Origin of the sequence: Streptomyces curacoi (genome assembly GCF_001513975.1) — a bacterium.
Taxonomy (GTDB): domain Bacteria; phylum Actinomycetota; class Actinomycetes; order Streptomycetales; family Streptomycetaceae; genus Streptomyces; species Streptomyces curacoi.
Window position 1 is genome coordinate 496249 of sequence record NZ_KQ947990.1, and the last position, 18483, is coordinate 514731.

Annotated in this window: 18 protein-coding genes; 11 read left to right on the forward strand and 7 right to left on the reverse strand. The window is 71.5% G+C overall.

The genetic code is table 11. The features are described 5' to 3' along the window. Window positions 1-9 precede the first annotated feature (9 nt). Genes AQI70_RS25405 through AQI70_RS25420 form a run of 4 tightly spaced genes read right to left on the reverse strand, consistent with a single transcriptional unit; the run spans window position 10 to window position 2288 of the window. On the reverse strand, window positions 10-381 hold the full coding sequence (locus AQI70_RS25405) for a MerR family transcriptional regulator (RefSeq protein ID WP_062153928.1): 372 nt from the start codon (window positions 379-381) through the stop codon (window positions 10-12). 50 nt (window positions 382-431) lie between these two features. Then, the gene (locus AQI70_RS25410) at window positions 432-1127 is read right to left on the reverse strand and encodes an SDR family NAD(P)-dependent oxidoreductase (RefSeq protein WP_425264639.1); all 696 of its coding nucleotides are present in this window, start codon (window positions 1125-1127) and stop codon (window positions 432-434) included. Further along, window positions 1124-1630, reverse strand: a complete 507-nt coding sequence (locus tag AQI70_RS25415; protein ID WP_107117076.1) for an SgcJ/EcaC family oxidoreductase — start codon at window positions 1628-1630, stop codon at window positions 1124-1126. Before AQI70_RS25415 ends, AQI70_RS25410 begins: the two co-directional genes overlap by 4 nt. A gap of 34 nt (window positions 1631-1664) precedes the next feature. Then, window positions 1665-2288: a TetR/AcrR family transcriptional regulator gene (locus tag AQI70_RS25420; RefSeq protein ID WP_062153930.1), complete on the reverse strand. Its 624-nt coding sequence runs from the start codon at window positions 2286-2288 to the stop codon at window positions 1665-1667. Between the two features lie 117 nt (window positions 2289-2405). Between AQI70_RS25420 and AQI70_RS25425 the strand changes: the two genes are divergently transcribed. Next, complete coding sequence (locus AQI70_RS25425; protein WP_062153932.1) at window positions 2406-3308, forward strand: SCO6745 family protein; 903 nt, start codon at window positions 2406-2408, stop codon at window positions 3306-3308. Window positions 3309-3408: 100 nt separating this feature from the next. Here the strand turns inward: AQI70_RS25425 and AQI70_RS25430 are convergent, their stop codons facing one another. Then, window positions 3409-3591 (reverse strand): Rv0909 family putative TA system antitoxin, encoded by a 183-nt coding sequence (locus AQI70_RS25430; RefSeq protein ID WP_062153935.1) that lies wholly within the window; start codon window positions 3589-3591, stop codon window positions 3409-3411. Between the two features lie 268 nt (window positions 3592-3859). Between AQI70_RS25430 and AQI70_RS25435 the strand changes: the two genes are divergently transcribed. Together AQI70_RS25435 and AQI70_RS25440 are read left to right on the forward strand one after the other, a co-directional pair. After that, window positions 3860-4582 (forward strand): HNH endonuclease family protein, encoded by a 723-nt coding sequence (locus AQI70_RS25435; protein WP_244181850.1) that lies wholly within the window; start codon window positions 3860-3862, stop codon window positions 4580-4582. A 180-nt stretch (window positions 4583-4762) separates the two neighbouring features. Further along, entirely contained in the window at window positions 4763-5506 is a 744-nt protein-coding gene (locus AQI70_RS25440) for a hypothetical protein (protein WP_062154164.1), read from the forward strand. A 22-nt stretch (window positions 5507-5528) separates the two neighbouring features. Here AQI70_RS25440 and AQI70_RS25445 read toward each other — a convergent pair whose 3' ends face one another. Next, window positions 5529-6359, reverse strand: coding sequence for a hypothetical protein (locus AQI70_RS25445; protein ID WP_062153939.1), 831 nt, complete (start codon window positions 6357-6359; stop codon window positions 5529-5531). Between the two features lie 196 nt (window positions 6360-6555). Further along, window positions 6556-7248: an Rv1352/Rv1906c domain-containing protein gene (locus AQI70_RS25450; protein ID WP_062153941.1), complete on the reverse strand. Its 693-nt coding sequence runs from the start codon at window positions 7246-7248 to the stop codon at window positions 6556-6558. A gap of 336 nt (window positions 7249-7584) precedes the next feature. Between AQI70_RS25450 and AQI70_RS25455 the strand changes: the two genes are divergently transcribed. The 8 genes from AQI70_RS25455 (at window position 7585) to AQI70_RS25490 (ending at window position 18476) form a co-directional block, all read left to right on the forward strand. Further along, window positions 7585-9921 (forward strand): N-6 DNA methylase, encoded by a 2337-nt coding sequence (locus tag AQI70_RS25455; RefSeq protein ID WP_062153943.1) that lies wholly within the window; start codon window positions 7585-7587, stop codon window positions 9919-9921. A 192-nt stretch (window positions 9922-10113) separates the two neighbouring features. Continuing rightward, complete coding sequence (locus AQI70_RS25460; protein WP_062153945.1) at window positions 10114-10785, forward strand: hypothetical protein; 672 nt, start codon at window positions 10114-10116, stop codon at window positions 10783-10785. A gap of 38 nt (window positions 10786-10823) precedes the next feature. Next, on the forward strand, window positions 10824-12320 hold the full coding sequence (locus tag AQI70_RS25465) for a serine/threonine-protein kinase (protein ID WP_279616764.1): 1497 nt from the start codon (window positions 10824-10826) through the stop codon (window positions 12318-12320). A gap of 256 nt (window positions 12321-12576) precedes the next feature. Then, window positions 12577-13221 carry a SurA N-terminal domain-containing protein gene (locus AQI70_RS25470; RefSeq protein WP_062153949.1) on the forward strand — a complete coding sequence of 215 codons (645 nt, stop codon included), beginning with the start codon at window positions 12577-12579 and terminating at the stop codon, window positions 13219-13221. Between the two features lie 69 nt (window positions 13222-13290). Then, a complete protein-coding gene (locus AQI70_RS25475; RefSeq protein ID WP_062153951.1) occupies window positions 13291-14268 on the forward strand; it encodes a nucleoside triphosphate pyrophosphohydrolase in 978 nt (325 codons plus the stop codon). Window positions 14269-14472: 204 nt separating this feature from the next. Beyond that, a complete protein-coding gene (locus tag AQI70_RS25480; protein ID WP_062153953.1) occupies window positions 14473-15990 on the forward strand; it encodes an SEL1-like repeat protein in 1518 nt (505 codons plus the stop codon). Continuing rightward, window positions 15944-17224 carry a cytochrome P450 family protein gene (locus AQI70_RS25485; RefSeq protein ID WP_062153955.1) on the forward strand — a complete coding sequence of 427 codons (1281 nt, stop codon included), beginning with the start codon at window positions 15944-15946 and terminating at the stop codon, window positions 17222-17224. Before AQI70_RS25480 ends, AQI70_RS25485 begins: the two co-directional genes overlap by 47 nt. A gap of 196 nt (window positions 17225-17420) precedes the next feature. Beyond that, window positions 17421-18476 (forward strand): LysM peptidoglycan-binding domain-containing protein, encoded by a 1056-nt coding sequence (locus tag AQI70_RS25490; RefSeq protein ID WP_062153957.1) that lies wholly within the window; start codon window positions 17421-17423, stop codon window positions 18474-18476. Window positions 18477-18483: the final 7 nt, after the last annotated feature.

Consider the following 18483-nt stretch of genomic DNA (forward strand, 5'->3'; position numbering starts at 1 on the left):
GGCCCGGGCTCAGGCCACCGGCCGTACGCGCCCGCCCGTCGCCTCCGCGAGGGCCGCTGCCAGCCGGTCCCGCACGGCGAGCTGCGCCGCGATGCGCTCGTCCATCACGGCGAGGCGTTCGCAGGCGACGCGGAGGGCGGCGTCGGAGGCCGGCCCCTTTGTGACGTCGCCGTCCAGGCACGGCAGGAACACGCGGACGTCGTCCAGGGTCAGGCCGACGTCCACGAGGTACCGGATGTTGCGCACACGGCCGGCGACAGCGGCGTCGTAGAACCGGTAGCCGTTCGCCGCCCGCTGCGAGGTGATCAGGCCCGCCTGCTCGTAGTGCCGCAGAGCGCGCGGTGTCGTGCCGGTCGCTTCGGCGAGCTCGCCGATTCGCATCGGGGGCTGCCCTGGAGGCTGCCGAAGAGGTCGTCCCATGGGGGCGAGTCTCATGCGACGACCGCGCCGCCGTCCACCGGATGGATCACGCCCGTGATGAACGAGGCCTGTGGCGAGGCCAGTGTGGTGATCGCCCAGGCGACCTCCTCGGGCCGGCCGACGCGGCCCAGCGGGGTGTGCGTCAGCTGCCACTCGCGGATCGCCGCACGCTGTTCGGGGGTGTAGCCGGCGTGATCGCCGATCGGCGTCTCGATCGCGCCGGGGGCCACGGCGGCCACCCGGATCCCGTGCGGGGCCAGTTCGACCGCCCAGCTCCGCGTGAGCACTTCGAGGGCCGCCTTCCCGGCCGCGTGCAGGGAGTTGCCGGGCCAGGCGCGCTGGGCGACGGAGGTGGTCACGTTCACGATGACGCCGCGGCTGTCCTCCAGCGCCGGGAGAGCGGCCTGGGTGAGCAGTACGGGAGCGAGGAGGTTCGTCGCGAGCTGGGGCTCGGCCGAGGCGCGGATGTAGGGGCGCAGGGAGTTGGTGTTGACGACGGCGGCGTTGCTGACCAGCACGTCGATCCTGCCGTACCGCTCCAGGGCCGTACGGACGACCGTCTCGGGGCCGTCGTCGGCGGTGATGTCCATGGCGAGCGGCGTGATGCGGTCCACGTGGGGTTTGCAAGATTCTTGGGGTTCATGGGTACGACAGTCGGACCTTGTCGTCAGTGGCAAGGTCAAGTCCGCTGTCGCACAGCGTCTCAGTCGACCCGCACCTCGGTGTTCTGGCAGGCGTGCAGCAGCCACCTTCCGTCGTCGTGTTTGGTCATGACGTACAGCGGGGCGCCCTCCGAGTCGCCCTCCGAGTCGTCCTTCGGCAAGTGGTAGACCTGCCGGACCTTGACGGCCGCCACGTCGGGCCGCAGGAACTGGGTGTGCACCACCTCGTAGGTGACCTGGCCGTCCCAGGTCGCGGTGGGCAGCACGGCGCGGGTGAACTCGGCGATTGCGTCGAAGCCGATGAGGACCTTGCCGTGGGCGGTGGTCCACAGGGCGTCGGGGTGGAAGAGGGCGAGGAAGCCTTCGGAGTCCTTGGCGCGCTGGGTGCGTTCGACGGTGGCTACGACCTGCTCTATGGCCTTGAGGTCCGCCTGCTCGGTGGGGGTGGCTGCGGTGGGCTTGGCGGCGGGGGTCTCGGCGGTCGTTGTCCCGGGCGCGGTGGGGTTGTCTGCGGTCTTGGTGGGGTTGCCTGCGGTCTCGGTGGTCATGCGGATGACTCTTGTACCTCAAGTGGGCTTGAGGTCAAGGGTTTTCCCGGGGCTCGCTCCGGAACAGCATCGCCGCCAGCGTCCGGAACACCTCCTCGGGGTCCTTGTCGCCGACCGGGCCGTCCAGGTTGTGGCTGAGGAGCAGCGTGGCGAAACCGTGCGCCAGGGACCAGGCGGCGACGCCGGCCAGGCGGTTGTCGATGCCGAGGCTCTCGGGCCGTACGGCGGAGACGGCGCCGCGCAGCGCGTCCCCGGCGAGGGCGCGTGCCGTGGTCAGTTCCAAGTCGTCGGCGCGCAGTAGTTCGGGCGTGAACATCACCTGGAAGTGCGCGGGGTGCTCGCGCGCGAAGCGGACGTAGCGCACGCCCGCGTCCTTCAGGTCCGCGGCCTCGTTGAGCGTGCTCGCGAGCAGCCCGAACCCCTCGGCGGCGATCGCCGTGAGCAGTCCGGTGCGGTCCTTGAAGTGGTGGGCCGGCGCCGCGTGTGAGACGCCGGCACGGCGGGCGAGGTCGCGCAGGCTGAGGGCGGAGGGGCCGTCGGCGGCGATGACGTCCAGCGCTGCGGTGAGGACGGCGCGGCGCAGGTCGCCGTGGTGGTAGGGGCGGCGGGCGGACGGCTTCTGGTGGGGGGAGGGCTGTTGTGCGGGTGCGGGGGTCATGGTCAGCAGCGTACGCCTCATCTAGGCATTGACAAGTTCTGGGAGGGTGGGGCAATCTTGTCAGTGTCAAGTTGTGGGGGTCGGGGATCCCCGGACTTCGAACTGGGGGGTCGCGTCATGGTGAAGCACGGCGGCGGTGGTCTGGAATCGGGTCGCGTACGGCAGCTCTGGCACCTGCTGGAGCCCTTGCACGCGGTGCTGTACTACGCGCCGGAGGTCTTCGAGGAGGCCGCCGAGCTCGGTTACGCCACGGATGAACGCTGGCCGAGCTACTTCCCGTACCGAGCCGCGCCGCTGGGGGCGGTCGCTGCGGAACGGGTCACGTCCGCCTTCTACAGCTTCAGCCCCCGCATGGTCGCCGAACACATAGCCCCTGCATGGAAGATCGCGAGCCCCGACGCCCTGCTCCGGGCGCGGGTGCGGGGCATCGACCGGGCCTACCGCGCGATATTCGGCGACCGGACGGACAGCCCCGAACTGGCGGAAGCCGCGGCGCTCACCCGGCGCGTGGCCGAGGCGGCCAACACCGCGGGCCGCCCGCTCGCCGCGGCGAACGCCGCCCTGGGCTGGCCGCAGGCCCCGCACCTCCAGCTCTGGCACGCGGCGACACTCCTGCGTGAACACCGCGGCGACGGCCATATAACGGCCCTGCTGGTGGCCGGCCTCGACCCCGTCGAGTCGCTCGTGTCCTTCGCCGCGATAGGCGCCGCGTCCGTCGAACGCTTCGAGAGCCGTGGCTGGAGCGCCGAGGAATGGGCGTCCGCCCGGGAGCGCCTGACCGCTCGGGGACTGGTCGACGCCGACACCGATGCTGACGCCGACGGCACGGCGACGGACGCGGGCCGCGAACTGCGCCGCGCCGTCGAAGAGCACACCGACCGACTCGCCGCAGCGCCCTGGCAGGCCCTGACCGCCGCGGAGGTCGACCGCCTCGTGGAACTGCTGGGTGAGTTCTGGGTGGCAGTGCTGTCCTCCGGCCTGCTGCCGTCGGAGACGACGCTGGGGATCGGGAAGGTCTGAGGGGGCGGCCGACGGTCAACGGCCCCTGCCCCACCCGCGTCAGCGCATCAGCACATCAGCGAGGCGGGGCGGGTGGTTGACTGAAGGCTCGCCGTCGGCCTTACGGCTGCTCGGGCCTGTCACGGTCCATGCCGAGTTCGCGCTCCATGCGCTGCTGCGCGTCGTCGACCTGGCTCTCGTACTTGTTGCCCGTCTTGTCGTTGGCCTTCCGTTCCGCCGTGTCGGACATGTCTCTGGCCTTGTCCTGCGCGTGGCGGTTCTTGAACCTGTCGAAGATGCCCATGCAGAGCTCCTTCCGGAGGTGATTCACCACCGACGATACGCCCGGCTTGAGAGGTATGCCCGCTTGCCGCCGCTCTGGTCTGGACCTCTTGAACGCCGCCGTGCGCCGGGTCGCTACCGTGTGCGTGACGGTGTACCAGGGAAAACCGCCTGTGCGGAGGCCGAACGGGCAGCAACGGGCAGCAACGGGCAGCGACGGGCAGCAAGGGGAGGGGCGCAACGTGACGCGTCTGAGGGGCGGGGCGGCGAGCGCCGCGGCGATGCTCGGCATGGTGCTGGCGCTGGCGGGGTGTGAGAACGTCGACCTGCCCGTGAACGACGAGCCCTCCGGCTCCGCCCCGGCCGCAGGTCCCGGCCGCGCCGTGAGCCCACTGGACAACCCCGACGGCACGAAACCGGGGCTCGCGCCCCTCACGTCGGACGCCGACCGGGCCGAGGCGCGCGCCCTCATCGAGAAGGTGGCGACGAAGGGCCGCGGCCCCAAGACGGGCTACGACCGCGACGAGTTCGGCTACGCCTGGATGGACTCCGCCCCGGGCGGCATCCCGTTCGCCCGCAACGGCTGCGACACCCGCAACGACCTCCTCAAGCGCGACGGCGAGGACCTCCGCTTCCGCTCCGGCTCGGACTGCGTCGTGACCTCCATGACCCTGCACGACCCGTACACGGGCCGGACGATCGAGTGGGCCAAGTCCCGCGCCACGACCGTCCAGATCGACCACGTCATGCCGCTGTCGTACGACTGGCAGATGGGCGCCTCCCGCTGGCCCAAGGGCAAACGCCAGGACATCGCCAACGACCCCCTCAACCTCATACCGGTCGACGGCCCGACCAACGGCTCCAAGAGCGACTCCGGACCCGCGTCCTGGCTGCCCCCGAACAAGAAGATCCGCTGCTCGTACGCGGTGCGCTTCGCCCAGGTGTCGCTGAAGTACGAACTTCCCGTGACGGCGGCCGACAAGGAGATGATGCTGCGCCAGTGCGGAGGATGACCCGGACCGCGGAGGATGACCCGGCCCGCGAAGGGTGATCCGGCCCGCGGGGGAGTGCCGAGCCATGGGATCCATGGGCTCCATGAACTCCATGAACTCCATGAACTCCACGGGCTCCGTGGGCTCCATGGGCTGAAAACCCTTTTCCTGCGCGACTGCCTCCCGCCTACGGTGGCGGACATGGAGCTGAAGGTATCGAGCCTCGCCGACCGCCCCGAGATGCTTGAGCAGGTCGTCGAAATGGCGGACACCTGGCCGGAGTTCGTCGTCCAGGATCCCGTGGGCAACGCCCACTACGGCCGGATACCTCACGAGCTCCCCGAGTACGTGCTGTTCGCGGAGGACGAGCGGGGAGAGGTCGTCGCCCACGCCTACAGCGTGCCCTTCGCCCTCGCCACCGAGGGTCGAGGCCGACTGCCCGTCCGCGGCTGGGACGAGGTGCTGGTGTGGGCCTTCACCGACCTGCGCCGCGGTACCCGTCCCGACACGGTCAGCGCCGTCTCCGTCGTCATCGCCCCGCACGCTCAGGGCCTCGGCCTGTCAGCCCGGATGCTGTCCGCGATGCGCGACAACGCCCGAGCCCATGGCTTCGGCGAGGTCGTCGCCCCGGTCCGCCCCAACGCCAAGCACCTCGAACCGCACACCCCCATCGAGGAGTACGCCCGTCGCGTACGCCCCGACGGCCTGCCCCACGACCCATGGCTGCGCGTCCACGCCCGCGCCGGCGCCACCATCGACTCCATCGCCCCGGCCTCCATGACCGTCGCCGGCTCGCTGGAGCAGTGGCGCCGCTGGACCGGCCTGCCCTTCGACACCGCGGGCGACGTCGAGGTGCCCGGCGCGCTGGTGCCGGTGCGGTGCGAACCGGAGCGGGACCACGCGGTGTATGTCGAGCCCAACGTGTGGATGCGGCATCCGCTGTGAGCCGCCCCGGGCTCCGCGCGCCTCAGCCGCCCAGCGCGTCGAGGTCCACGACGTCTCCGGTGGGCGCCTGCGCCGGGACCGGCACATCGAAGTCGCTGAAGGTGAGGGTTCCCAGGTCGTCGGGGGACGTGCTGTCCAGCCGTAGCAGATACGGCTTGCCCTCGGTGGCGACGTACAGCGTGTAGCGGTCCTTGCCTTCCTTGGCCTTCAGGGCGAGCGCCGGCACACCGTCGACCGCGGTCGTCCTGCCCCGCGTCACCTTGACCGCCCCGCCACCCGAGGACGCGTCCGAGTACAGGTCCTCGGCACCGCCGAGCACCGTGTCCAGATCGCAGAAGTCCGCGATGTCCTCGGCGTCCGCGCCCTTCGCGGACATCTTGGTCCACTTCCCGGCCATCAGGGCCACCATCGCGTCGGCTTCCGCCTCGTCCTCGCCCTCGCCCTCGGCGCGCAGGAAGGCCTCGTCGTACTTCATGTAGACGGTGTCGCCGGTCTTGATCATGTCGGCTTTGCCCTCACCGTCCATGCCCATGGTGCCGGCGCACTCGTTCTTCTTGTTCAGGGCCATGTCGATCTGGACCGTGCCCTTGGTCTCGTCGTCGGGGAGATCGCCCTTCACCCGCAGGGACGCGGCGCCGAGGGTGGCCGTGAGCGCCTTGTCGGCGATCTCCTCGGCGGAGAGTCCGGCGAACGGTTCCTTCGGCGCGCCGGCCGCACTGGACCGGCTGTTCTGGCTGGACTGACTTGGCTTGCCCGGCTTGTTCTCCGCGTTGTCCGGGCCGGGCTGGCAGCCGGTGAGTCCTGCGGTGGTCACGGCGGCGAGGCAGAGTGCGGTAAGTGCGATGCGACGCATGGGAGTTCCCTGATCGAGAAGGCAGCGCGGGTTGCGCTGAGGAGAGTTGGAGTGAGCTGCGCTGAGTGAGGTGCGCTGAAGCCGGTCGCGTACGGCTGGGCGGGGGCGCGCGTCGAGTCGTTCGCGTCGCGCCCCGCGCGGTGAAGGAGATGCCGTACGCCGATGAGGTCGCCGGTCGTGCCGTACGACGGCCGGGTCAGCCGGACTTCTTCCAGTCCTGGCAGCCGACGGTCTTGAAGTACGCGTCCGAGGCGCTGATGGTCACCACGGCCGTGCCGGTCACGTTGTTGTTGGCGATGATCGAGTCGAGGCCGTGCTCGGCGTCCTTGGTGCGCTCCCAGTAGCAGGAGTCGTCGGCGTTGCCGGTGGACTTGTAGGTGCCGGGGGCGATGTCGACGCCGACTCTGAACATGCCGCCGTCGCCGGACATCGTCGAGGCGGGCGAGCCCTTCGCCTTCTCGTCGACGGCCTCCCAGTCCTTGCAGCCACTCGACGAGAAGAGCTTGTCGCCGGCCTTGATGGTGACGTAACCGGTGCCGGTGACATTGTCGTTGGCCAGCAGGGAGTCCATCTCGCCCGAGGAGTCCTTGGCGCGCTCCCAGTAGCACATGCCGTCGGTGTTGCCGGTGGTGCGGTAGGTGCCGGGCTTGACGTCCGTACCGACCTGGAAGTCCCCGTCCCCCGCGAACGCGGCCTTCTTCTCGGCAGTTTCGGCGGTCTCGGCGGTGTCCTTCGCCTTCTCGCCGCCGGCCGCGCGTTCCGCGGACGCCGAAGAGCCCTTGTCGCCGCTGCCCGAGTCGCCGTCGCCGTTGCCGGCGTTCGCCGAAACGGCCCCGATGACGACGATCCCCACGACGGCGCCCAGCGCGACCTTGCCCTTCATCCCCATGGCTGTGTCCCCTCCCTACGCGTGGCAACCGCCGCCGATCGGCAGTTGCTCGTTCGCTGCGTCAATAAGAGCAGAGCGTGTGAACCGAGTCAACGCGATTCACACGTTGGATTGTGTACACGGCCGTGAAGGGGTAGATCTTGCGTACACCGATATGCTCGGCGACACACGCGGACGCGGACGGTGTGGACGGCGGGAGCGGATGCCGGACGTGGGCGGTCGGCGCAGGCCGCCAACGCAGGCCCCCCGGCCAGGCCTCCAATGCGCGCCCCCAGCGGGCCGTCAACGTGGACACCCCGGGGGCGCTGACGCCGGGACGATGAGGGGAGCAGGCGCGTGCAGGACAACGCGACAGAGGTGACCGCCGCCGGGATCGCCCGGCTCGCCGGCGTCGGCCGTGCCGCCGTGAGCAACTGGCGGCGGCGGCACGCCGACTTCCCCAAGCCGGTCGGCGGCACCGAGACCAGCCCCTCCTTCGCCCTCGCCGAGGTCGAGGCCTGGCTGCGCAAGCAGGGCAAACTCGCCGAGGTCCCCCTCCGTGAACGCGTCTGGCAGCAACTGGCCGGCCACCCCGAGGGCCCGGTCACGGCGCTCATCCACGCCGGCTGCGTCCTCCTGCTCATCCACGACCGGCCCACGGTCTGGCTGGAGGTCGGCGCCGGTTCCGACGAGCGGCTCGCCGCGATGCTGCCCGAGGCGCTGGAGCAGGTGCTCGTGCCGAGGTTCGGTGCGGTGGCGAGGCGGGGCGGCCGGGGCGGCCAGGGCAGCCGGGGCGGTGGCTCGGGCGGTGCCGCGGGTCCGGGGCGTAAGAGTGGCGTTCACGGTGGCTCCGCCGGCGGCGCGGGCTCAGCTGTGAACACTCCGGCTTCTGTGAACGCGGACGCGCCCGTTCACCGTGACTCCGGTGCGAGCGGATCGGCCGCTGTGAACACTCCGTCGGCGGCCCCCTCCGCGACTCCCGGTGTTCACAGCGCTCCCGCCGTGAACACCGCGCGCTCTGTGAACACTCCGCCAAGCGTTCACGCCGTAGCCGTATCGGCCACCCCAGCCCTACGCCTCCCCACCGGCCCCGAACTCCTCCCCTCCACCCCCCTCCTGCGCGGCGCCGCCGAGCTGGCCGCCGAGCTCGGTGCCCGGCAGACGTTCGAGTTCCTGCTCGGCCGGCACCTGGACGCCAACCCGCGCCAGTACACGCTCACCCCCGCCGAACTCGCCGTCCTCATGGCCGACCTGGCCGGCCCCGCCCGCACCGTCCTCGACCCGGCCTGCGGCACCGGCGCCCTCCTGCGCGCCGTCACCCCCCGCCCCGACCAGGAGCTGTACGCCCAGGACAGCGCCCCCGACCTCGCGGCGCTCACCGCGCTCCGGCTCGCCCTGCAGACCCACGCCGCCGTGCGCGGCGCCGTCGGTGACACCCTGCGCGCCGACGCCCACCCCGAGCTGCGCGCCGACGCCGTGCTGTGCCACCCGCCGTTCAACGAGCGCAACTGGGGCCACGACGAGCTCGCCTACGACCCCCGCTGGGAGTACGGCTTCCCGGCCCGCAACGAGTCCGAGCTGGCCTGGGTGCAGCATGCGCTCGCCCGCCTCAAGGACGGCGGTACGGCCGTCCTGCTCATGCCGCCCGCCGCCGCCTCCCGGCGCTCCGGCCGCCGTATCCGTGCCGATCTGCTGCGGCGCGGTGCGCTGCGTGCCGTCATCGCCCTGCCGGTCGGCGCGGCACCGCCGTACAACATCCCGCTCCACCTGTGGGTGCTGCGCCGGCCGGAGCGGGCGCCCGGGCAGCCGCGGGTACTCCTCGCCGACGTGGGGCAGTTCGCCGGCGAGGGGCGCGGCGGACCCGACTGGCAGGCGGTGCGGGACGCCGTCCTCGACGCCTGGCGCGTCCACGACCGCACCGGCTCGCTCGACGAACGTCCGGGGCTGGCCCGCTCGTTGCCCGTGATCGAGCTCCTCGACGACGAGGTGGACCTGGCCCCGGCCCGCCACCTTCCGCCGCCCACGGCCGCCGAGGGCGCCGAACAGCTCACGGCCGTGCGCGAGCGCCTCGGCGAGACCCTGCGCCTGACCGCCGAGCTCACCCCGCCGCCCGCCGACGCCGCGCAGCCCGCCCCGCGCTGGCCGCTCACCACCATCGGCGAACTCGCGCGCGGGGGCGCCCTGGTGATGCGCACGGGCGGAAACGGCGGCCACGCGCGCGTGCCCGTTCTCACCGACAGCGACGTACTGGCCGGAACGGCCCCTTCCGGGACGCTTCCCGAGAGCGACGAGGAAGCCGTGCTGACCGAGCCGGGCGACGTCGTCGTGCCGGTGCTCGGCGGCGGCTCGGTGGCGCGCGTGATCGACGACGCGACCGCGGGCGCCGCCCTGGGGCGCAGCCTCGTGCTGCTGCGCCCCGATCCCACGGCGCTCGACCCCTGGTTCCTCGCCGGTTTCCTGCGCGGCACCGCCAACAACCGCCAGGCCAGCAGCTACGCCTCCACCGCCACCCGCCTCGACGTGCGCCGGCTCCAACTGCCCCGGCTCCCGCTGGACGAACAACGCCGCTACGGCGCGCGCTTTCGCGCACTCGACGAGTTCGAGCGGGCCCTCAGGCACGCCGGGCGGCTCGGCGCGCAACTCGTGCGCGGCATGTACGACGGCCTGACGGACGGGACGGTCGCGCCCGACTGAGCCGGAAGCCGAGCCTCCGCGCGACCTGCACCGTCGTACGAAGTGATCAGCACGACAACGGTTCGGTACAACCGCTGACCGTATGTCGGTGTCGACCTATACGCTCGAAGCGACAATCGCACGACCGAGGTTGCCCCGTACCGGGCAGGGCCGGTCGGCCCCGTACGCCCACTTCAGGCATCAGGAGCAGTCATGCAAGGCCACGGCTACACGCAGCCGGTGAAGCAGCCCCCACCGACCGGGTGGCTGGTCTTCCTGCGCGTGTTCTTCGTCGTGATCTCGGTGCTGAGCTTCGGCCTGCTGATGTGGACGATGATGCTGCGCCTGGCCATCGTGACCCGCAAGGCGCTGGACTGGGGGCTGTTCGCGCTGTCGATCGTGGTGGAGATCCTCGGCCTCTACCTGATGGGGTCCGAGCCCGGCGAGGAGATCCACACCGCCGGCGGCTGGACGGGCTTCGCCCTGGTCATCGGCGGCCTGGTGCTCTCGATCTCGTACTACCTCTCCGCGGACATACGTCACTTCCACCAGCTCCGCTTCCCCGCCTACCGAGGGCAGCAGCCGCCGGCCCCGGCGTACGGCTATCCGCAGGCACCGTCTCCGTACGCCGCCTCGACGACGCCGCAGTCGCCGCCGCTGCCCCAAACGTCCGCACCGCCCTCGCCCCCGCTGCCCCGCACGCCCGCACCGCCGACGCCGATGTCCCGCGACGCCGCCCAGCACACCCCCGTGCCGCCGCCCCCGGCCCCGCAGCGCCCCGCGCCCGCGCGCATCGACCAGGTGCGTGCCGAGCTCGACGAGCTCAGTGACTACCTGCGCCAGCACGACGGCCGGCAGGACGGCGACCACGAGGGCGGAAGGTGACCGTGGCGACAGGACGTGTCGTCGCCGGCCGCTATGAACTGTCCACGCTCATCGGACAGGGCGGCATGGGACAGGTCTGGACGGCGTACGACCAGCGGCTCGACCGGCGCGTGGCGGTGAAGCTGCTGCGCCCGGACAAGGTGGCCGGGCAGGAGGCGGACGAGCTGCGCCGCCGGTTCGTGCGCGAGTGCCGGGTGACCGCCCAGGTCGACCACCCCGGGCTGGTCACGGTGCACGACGCGGGCAGCGAGGGCGAGGAGCTTTTCCTCGTCATGCAGTACGTCGACGGCGCCGATCTCTCCGACCATCTCGCCGAACACGACCCGTACCCGTGGCAGTGGGCGGTCGCGGTCGCCGCGCAACTGTGCGCCGTGCTGAGCGCCGTACACGCCGTGCCGATCGTCCACCGCGACCTCAAACCGCGCAATGTGATGGTGAAGCAGGACGGCACGGTCACCGTCCTCGACCTCGGCGTCGCCTCCGTCATGGACGCCGACACCACCCGCCTCACCCACACCGGCACCCCCATCGGCTCGCCCGCCTACATGGCCCCCGAGCAGGCGATGGGCGGCGCGGTCGGCCCGTACACCGACCTGTACGCACTCGGCGTACTGCTCCATGAACTCCTCAGCGGCGACGTCCCGTTCTCCGGCTCGACGGCGCTCGGCGTGCTGCACCGGCACCTGTACGAGCCGCCGCTGCCCGTGCGCCGCATCCGCCCCGAGGTCCCCGAGGCACTCGAAGCCCTGGTCCTGCGCCTGCTCGCGAAGGACCCGCAGCACCGGCCCGCCTCCGCGCAGGAGGTGTACGAGCACCTGGCGCAGCTCCTGCCCGCGCGCGGGACCCCCACCGGAGCGCCCCTCGACCCCACCCGCCCCTTCCTGCGCCCCCACGCCCCCTGGCCGGACCGCGCCCGTACCCCCGCGCCCCAGCCCGCCCCCGCCACACCCCTCACCCCCGCCACCGACAAGCCGGACGTCGCACGCGCCGTCGACGAGGTCAAGCGCCTCCTCGGCGAGGGGCGCATCACCCAGGCCGTCGACATCCTCGGCGCGATCCTGCCCGCCGCCGCCGAGCAGCACGGCGAGCACTCCCCGGTCGTGCGCACCCTGCGCAAGCAGTACGCGGCCACGCTCATGGACGACGGCCAGTACCGGCGCGCGCTGCCCGAACTGCGCCGCCTCGCCGACGAGCGCGCCGCCGAGGCCGGCCAGGCCGACCCGCAGTCCCTGCGGTTCCGCTACGACGCCGCCCACTGCCTGGAACAGCTCGGCGAACCGGCGGCGGCGCTCGCCGAGTACCGCGCGCTGCTGCCGTACTACGAGAACCAGTACGTCTCCGGCGACGACCCCGAACTCGCCCACGACGTCCGTCGCCGCATCGGCCACCTCCTGCTCGCCCTGGGCGACCGCCCCGCCGCCCACGACACCCTGGCCCGCCTGCTGCACGACGTCGAGCGCCTGCACGGCCCGAGCCACCCGCTGGCCGCGGAGATCCGCCGGACGCTGCAGTGGCTGGGGCAGGTGCGCGGTTAGAGCCTGACCCACCGGACAGGCCCCGGCACGCACTCACGCGCACCCACGCACGCACCCGCCCACGCACGCACCCGCCCACGCCCGCACGCGCGCGCGTGGGCGGCGAAGGTCCGGTGACGGCCGTACGGGCGGTGCTGCGATGCCCGAAGTCCTGATGAATCGTTGGTCGAATGGGTTGGCCAGAGCTTGCCCACTGCCTACCATCGATCACCGCAAGACTTTGTGCACCGTCGCACAATCTCCTCGGGAGGCTTCCTTGCACCGCCGCCGTCGCACCGCGCTCCTCCTCTCCGCCGCGATCGCCGCGGCCCCCCTGCTCACCGCCTGCGGAAACGATGCGCACCCCGGCGCGGCAGCCGTCGTCGGCGGCCAGCGGATCACCGTCGCCCAGCTGGAGAACAGGGTCGGCGAGGTGCGCGCCGCGCAGCGCGCGGCCGTGTCGGACGACGCCCAGTACGCGCAGGTCATCGCCAAGTCCGGCACCCTCCCGCGCGAGGTCCTGCACAACCTCGTCCTCGACCGGGTGCTGCACCACGCCGCCCAGGACGCCGGCGTGACCATCACCCGCAAGGAGCTCCAGCGGATGCGCGCCGACCTGGAAGAGCAGGTCGGCGGCGCCAAGGCGCTGGAGACGGCCTGGATGCAGCAGTACGGCGTCCCCCCGCAGCGCCTCGACGAAAACCTCCGCCTCCAGCTGGAGGCCCAGAAACTCGCCGAGAAGCTCGGCACCGACACCGGCAAGCCCGCCTTCTGGAACGCCCTGGCCAAGGCGTCCAAGGACCTCGGCATCTCCCTCAACCCGCGCTACGGCACCTGGGACGTCCAGAAGAGCAGCCGGGCCGACGCGAAGACTCCGTGGGTGCGCGAGGTGACGGCGATGGGCACGGGGCAGACGGCGTAACGGCGGGCGGGTCCGCACAGCCTGTGGACAACTCCTGGGGCTGTCGGCGGCGTGGGTTACGTTCGGAGAGTGAACGCAACCAGTCCCGAAGCCGCCCCAGGCCGCATCGTCCTGCTCACCACCAGCCACCGGGTCGCGCCCGGCCTGCTGTCCTGGCCCGCCTGGCAGGCGCTGCACGGCGCCGACCGTGTGCTGTGCGCGGACGGTGCGCATCCGCAGCTGCCCTATCTGCGCGAGGCCGGGATCACGGTCGACGAGGCCGCCCCCACCGCCGAGGAACTGATCGACGCGTGCGCCGGCGGCCGTACGGTCGTGGTCGTCGCGACGGGTGAGGGCGAGCCGGCGCTGACGGACGGCCTGGCCCGCCTCGCGGGCTCCGGACGCGTCAGCATGCCGGCGCTGGAGCTGCTCCCCGCCTCCTACGATCTGCCCGGCGCCCGCCTCCTGGACCTCGTCCAGGTCATGGACCGCATCCGCGCCGAGTGCCCCTGGTCCTCCCAGCAGACCCACAAGGGCCTGGCGAAGTACGGCATCGAGGAGGCGTACGAACTCGTCGAGGCGATCGAGGACGGCGACCGCGACGAGCTCCGCGAGGAACTGGGCGACGTCCTGCTGCAGGTCGTCTTCCACGCCCGCATCGCAGAGGAGGACGCGGAGGAGCCCTTCTCGATCGACGACGTGGCCGGCGGCATCGTCGCCAAGCTCATCCACCGCCACCCCCATGTCTTCGGGGACGAGACGGCGACGACCCCCGAGGAGGTCAAGGAGCACTGGCTGCGCACGAAGGCGGTCGAGAAGCAGCGGGAGTCGGTGACGGAGGGCATACCCCTCGGCCAGCCGGGCCTCGCACTCGCGTCGAAGCTGGCGTCCCGGGTCCGGACGGCGGGCCTGGACGTACCGCTGCCGACAGGAGAGGGCATCGGCTACGAACTGCTCGCGATGGCGGTGCGGGCGGAGGCGGCCGGGGTGGATCCGGAGGCGGCACTGCGGGTCGCCGCGCGGGCTTATCGGGATGCGGTGCGGGCTGCTGAGGGGCTTTCTGGTTAGTACCGTGGGACCAACGGGTGGGTGCGAGACGCGGGAGCTTGTATGGGGCGGGAGTTAGGGCGACGGCCGGAGCTTGTCCACTGCCCCGACTGCAGCGACTACCGGCCCAGGAGTGAGGCCGGCTGCGCTGAGTGCGGTCAAGCCCTGTCGATCGTCGGCTCCGGCACGCACGACAAGGTTCACGTCGCCCGTGACCATGTCGACTTGAGCCAGGGAACCTTCCACGGCCCCGTCATCGGCGTCCAGAACAACTACAGCCACGTGCCCACCGGGTCCGCCCGCGCAGACGGCTGGCCCGAGTTCGGCGAGTTCCGGCGGCTCGCTCTCGGTGTCCGCCCAGCCCACCGATCCGGCGACGAGCCCGTGCTGCCGCCGTACGTGCCGCGCGACTGCGACGCCCAACTGGACAGGCTGTTCGCACGAGGCTTGCAGAACGGCGGCTTGATCGTGGTCACCGGCGAGCCGCTGTCCGGCAGGACGAGCACGGCCTGGGCCGTGCTGAACCGTGCCGTGAGCAAGGACATCCGCCTGTTCCAGGCCCCTCCCGGCGCGGACCTCAGTGGCCTTCCCGCCGCACTGGGAGGCCGCGACAGCAAGCGCACCTATGTGGTGTGGCTGGACGACCTCGAGGGCCACCTGGGCGAGCAGGGACTGACGGCGGCCCTCCTGGCTCAGCTGACCCAGCCGGGCGTGCTCGTCCTTGCCACCATGCGCGACGAGGCGTACGACGCCTACCGCTTCGGCGACCACGACAACGACCGTGTTCTGAGCGGGGCCTGCGCGGTCGAGCTGTCCTGCCGCTGGAGTGAAACGGAGCTGTCACGCCTTGAGCAGACCGGAGCTCCCCTGCTTCAGGAAGCCGTGCGCCGGCGCGGCGAGCTGGGGGTCACCCAGTTCCTCGCGCTCGGTCCGGAGCTCTGGGAGGAGTGGCGCCGGGCACGCCGTCCGGCGGGGCAGCCGGGCGGGTATCTGTTGGTGCGGGCCGCGGTCGACGCGGCTCGTTGCGGGCTGACGCGAGCACTGCCGCTGAGTGTGTGGAAGTACATCCAGGGTGAGCACCTGGAGTGGGACGAACTGTCCCCTGAAGGAGAGGTGGAGGACGACCTGGCGTGGGCGGTCAAGCCCCGGTTCGGTGTCGCCGGGCTCCTCGTCCCCGGTGAGGAGAAGGACACCTGGCGGGCCAATGGGGCACTCGTGGCGAACGCATCGCTCTCCACGGACAGGCCGCTGTCGGACGCCCACCTGTGGCTGGTCCTGGCCGACGTGGCAAAACAGCACAGTCCGGCCGAGTTCGACGACGTGGTGCGGGCCGGCCGTGCGGCCGTCCGGACATCGGACGAGCCTGACCTGTACGTACTCGCCACACTCGCCGGCTGGGCCGGTGACGACGCCGACGCGAAGCACTGGTACCGCCGACTTGTCGAGCGGAATCCGCGCATGGGCATGGGCTTCGCCGAGTACCTGGCCGACCGCGGTGAATACATCGAGGCGTTTCGCCAGCTGGAGACGGCCGCGCTCGCCGGGAGCATCGCTGCGAAGTCCGAGCTGGGCTTCCTGCTCCTCTCCCGCGCCGAACACTGGCTGGCCACGGCCGTCGAGGCGGGCGCCAAACGGGCGGCTCCCGCCCTCTCCGCCCTCCGCAAGGCCGGCCTCGGAAGCCAGCTACCGTCGAAGAGTGACCAACCAGCCCCACCCTCCGCTCCCCAGCTCCGCAGGCCCTGACCTCTTCACCTGGGAGTTCGCCACCAACCCCTACCCCGCCTACGCCTGGCTCCGCGACCACGCCCCCGTCCACAAGACCCGCCTCCCCAGCGGCGTGGAGGCCTGGCTGGTCACCCGCTACGCCGACGCCAAGCAGACCCTCGCCGACAATCGCCTCTCCAAGAACCCGGCCCACCACGACGAGCCCGCCCACGCCAAGGGCAAGACGGGCATTCCGGGTGAGCGCAAGGCCGAGTTGATGACGCACCTGCTCAACATCGACCCGCCGGACCACACCCGCCTGCGCCGGCTGGTCAGCAAGGCCTTCACCCCGCGCCGAGTAGCCGAGTTCGCCCCCCGCGTACAGGAGCTCACCGACCACCTCATCGACCAGTTCGCCGCCGAGGGGACCGCCGACCTCATCCACGAGTTCGCCTTCCCGCTCCCCATCTACGCGATCTGCGACCTGCTCGGCGTCCCCCGCGAGGACCAGGACGACTTCCGGGACTGGGCGGGCATGATGATCCGCCACCAGGGCGGCCCCAGGGGCGGCGTCGCGCGGTCGGTGAAGAAGATGCGCGGTTATCTCGCCGACCTCATCCACCGCAAGCGCGAGGCACTCCCCGACACGCCCACCCCCGGCGAGGACCTCATCTCCGGCCTCATCCGCGCCTCCGACCACGGCGAGCACCTCACCGAGAACGAGGCCGCGGCCATGGCCTTCATCCTGCTGTTCGCCGGCTTCGAGACGACCGTGAACCTCATCGGCAACGGCACCTTCGCCCTGCTCACCCACCCCGAGCAGCGCGCCCGCCTCCAGGCCTCCCTCGCCGCCGAGGAGACCGGCCTGCTCGAAACCGGCGTAGAGGAACTCCTCCGCTACGACGGCCCCGTGGAGCTCGCCACCTGGCGGTTCGCCACCGAACCGCTCACCATCGGCGGGCAGCGCATCGCACCCGGCGACCCGGTCCTGGTCGTCCTGGCCGCCGCCGACCGGGATCCGGAGCGGTTCGCCGATCCCGACGTCCTCGACCTCGGCCGCCGCGACAACCAGCACCTCGGCTACGGCCACGGCATCCACTACTGCCTCGGCGCCCCGCTCGCCCGCCTGGAGGGCCAGACCGCCCTCGCCACCGTCCTCACCCGCCTCCCGGACCTCCGACTCGCGGTGGACCCGGCCGAGTTGCGGTGGCGGGGCGGGCTCATCATGCGTGGACTGCGCACGCTGCCAGTGGAGTTCACGCCAATCCCGTAGGAGCGAACTGCTCTGCCTACCCCGCATTGCCGTCTCGCACACCCAAAGATGAAGAGCCCTCAAGTCTGTGATCTTCACGTGATCTACGCGGCATTAACTTGTGACAAGTGATCGACTGCCTATACGTTCACGGATCAGCGCGGCGCCCCGCACCACCTGTCGCGCCGGTCATCGCTGTCTCGCGAAAGGTCCCCGCATGCTCTCCGGGAACGGTCGTCACCGTCGCCCCCGTCAGGCTCCGGCACTCCTCGTCGCGGCCGGAGTGACCGGCTCCGCCATCGCCATCCCGCTCCTCGGCGCCACGGGCGCGAGCGCCGCCGACGGCACCGTGTGGGACAAGGTCGCCGAGTGCGAGAGCGGCGGCTCCTGGAGCGCCGACACCGGCAACGGGCACTACGGCGGACTGCAGCTGACCCAGGACGAGTGGGAGCAGTACGGCGGTCTCGACTACGCCTCCAGCCCCGACCTGGCGAGCCGCTCCCAGCAGATCTCCGTGGCTCAGAAGCTCCTGGCGGCCCAGGGCACCGCCCCTTGGGGTACCTGCGCGATCGTGAACGGGCTCACCAAGGACTCCGGATCCATCGACCTCGACACCGGAGTGGCTGAGGACTCGCCCTCCGAGGTGTCCGGTTCCTCCGGTCTGCTGGATTCGTCCAATTCCTCCAGCTCATCCGACTCGTCCGGCTCGGCCGATTCAGCCGACCCGTCGAACACCGCCGACTCGTCCAACGCGTCGAGTACGCCCAGCGGTTCTTCCGGGACGCCGAGCGATTCGTCCGGCGAGTCATCCAGCGATTCGTCCGAATCGTCGCAAGATGCTTCCTCTTCGCCCTCCTCGTCCGACAAGGCGGACAACTCCGCGAAGTCCGATGTGTCGTCCGACACGGGGGTCTCGCAGTCGCCCGACAGCTCCCCGGTGGAGACGGCCGAGGGTGAAGAAGAGGGTGATGGGGAGCAAGGGGCGGGCTCCTGGGGCCTCGTCGACACCGGGGCGGTCGACGCCGGAGCGAGTGGTTCCGGGCGTCATCGCGGTGCCAGTGCCGACGAGAGCGGGGTCACCGACACCGCCGCCAAGTCCTCCGGCCGCCATGCCTCGTACACCGTCCGCGCCGGCGACACGCTCGCGTCCATCGCCGACTCCCTTGAGCTCGACGGCGGATGGTCCGCGCTCTACGACGCGAACAAGCGCGCCATCGGTACTGACGCGAACCACATCTTCCCCGGTCAGACCCTGGAAGTCCCTGCCGAATAGGGCGAAA

Bases quoted from the DNA above. Each gene is read 5' to 3' on its own strand.
- AQI70_RS25435 (WP_244181850.1), top strand. From the start codon at position 3,860: ATGGTGCTGGCGCTGGCGGGGTGTGAGAACGTCGACCTGCCCGTGAAC.
- AQI70_RS25490 (WP_062153957.1), top strand. From the start codon at position 17,421: ATGCTCTCCGGGAACGGTCGTCACCGTCGCCCCCGTCAGGCTCCGGCA.
- AQI70_RS25425 (WP_062153932.1), top strand. From the start codon at position 2,406: ATGGTGAAGCACGGCGGCGGTGGTCTGGAATCGGGTCGCGTACGGCAG.
- AQI70_RS25460 (WP_062153945.1), top strand. From the start codon at position 10,114: ATGCAAGGCCACGGCTACACGCAGCCGGTGAAGCAGCCCCCACCGACC.
- AQI70_RS25430 (WP_062153935.1), bottom strand. From the start codon at position 3,591: ATGGGCATCTTCGACAGGTTCAAGAACCGCCACGCGCAGGACAAGGCC.
- AQI70_RS25440 (WP_062154164.1), top strand. From the start codon at position 4,763: ATGGAGCTGAAGGTATCGAGCCTCGCCGACCGCCCCGAGATGCTTGAG.
- AQI70_RS25405 (WP_062153928.1), bottom strand. From the start codon at position 381: ATGCGAATCGGCGAGCTCGCCGAAGCGACCGGCACGACACCGCGCGCT.
- AQI70_RS25420 (WP_062153930.1), bottom strand. From the start codon at position 2,288: ATGACCCCCGCACCCGCACAACAGCCCTCCCCCCACCAGAAGCCGTCC.
- AQI70_RS25450 (WP_062153941.1), bottom strand. From the start codon at position 7,248: ATGGGGATGAAGGGCAAGGTCGCGCTGGGCGCCGTCGTGGGGATCGTC.
- AQI70_RS25415 (WP_107117076.1), bottom strand. From the start codon at position 1,630: ATGACCACCGAGACCGCAGGCAACCCCACCAAGACCGCAGACAACCCC.
- AQI70_RS25445 (WP_062153939.1), bottom strand. From the start codon at position 6,359: ATGCGTCGCATCGCACTTACCGCACTCTGCCTCGCCGCCGTGACCACC.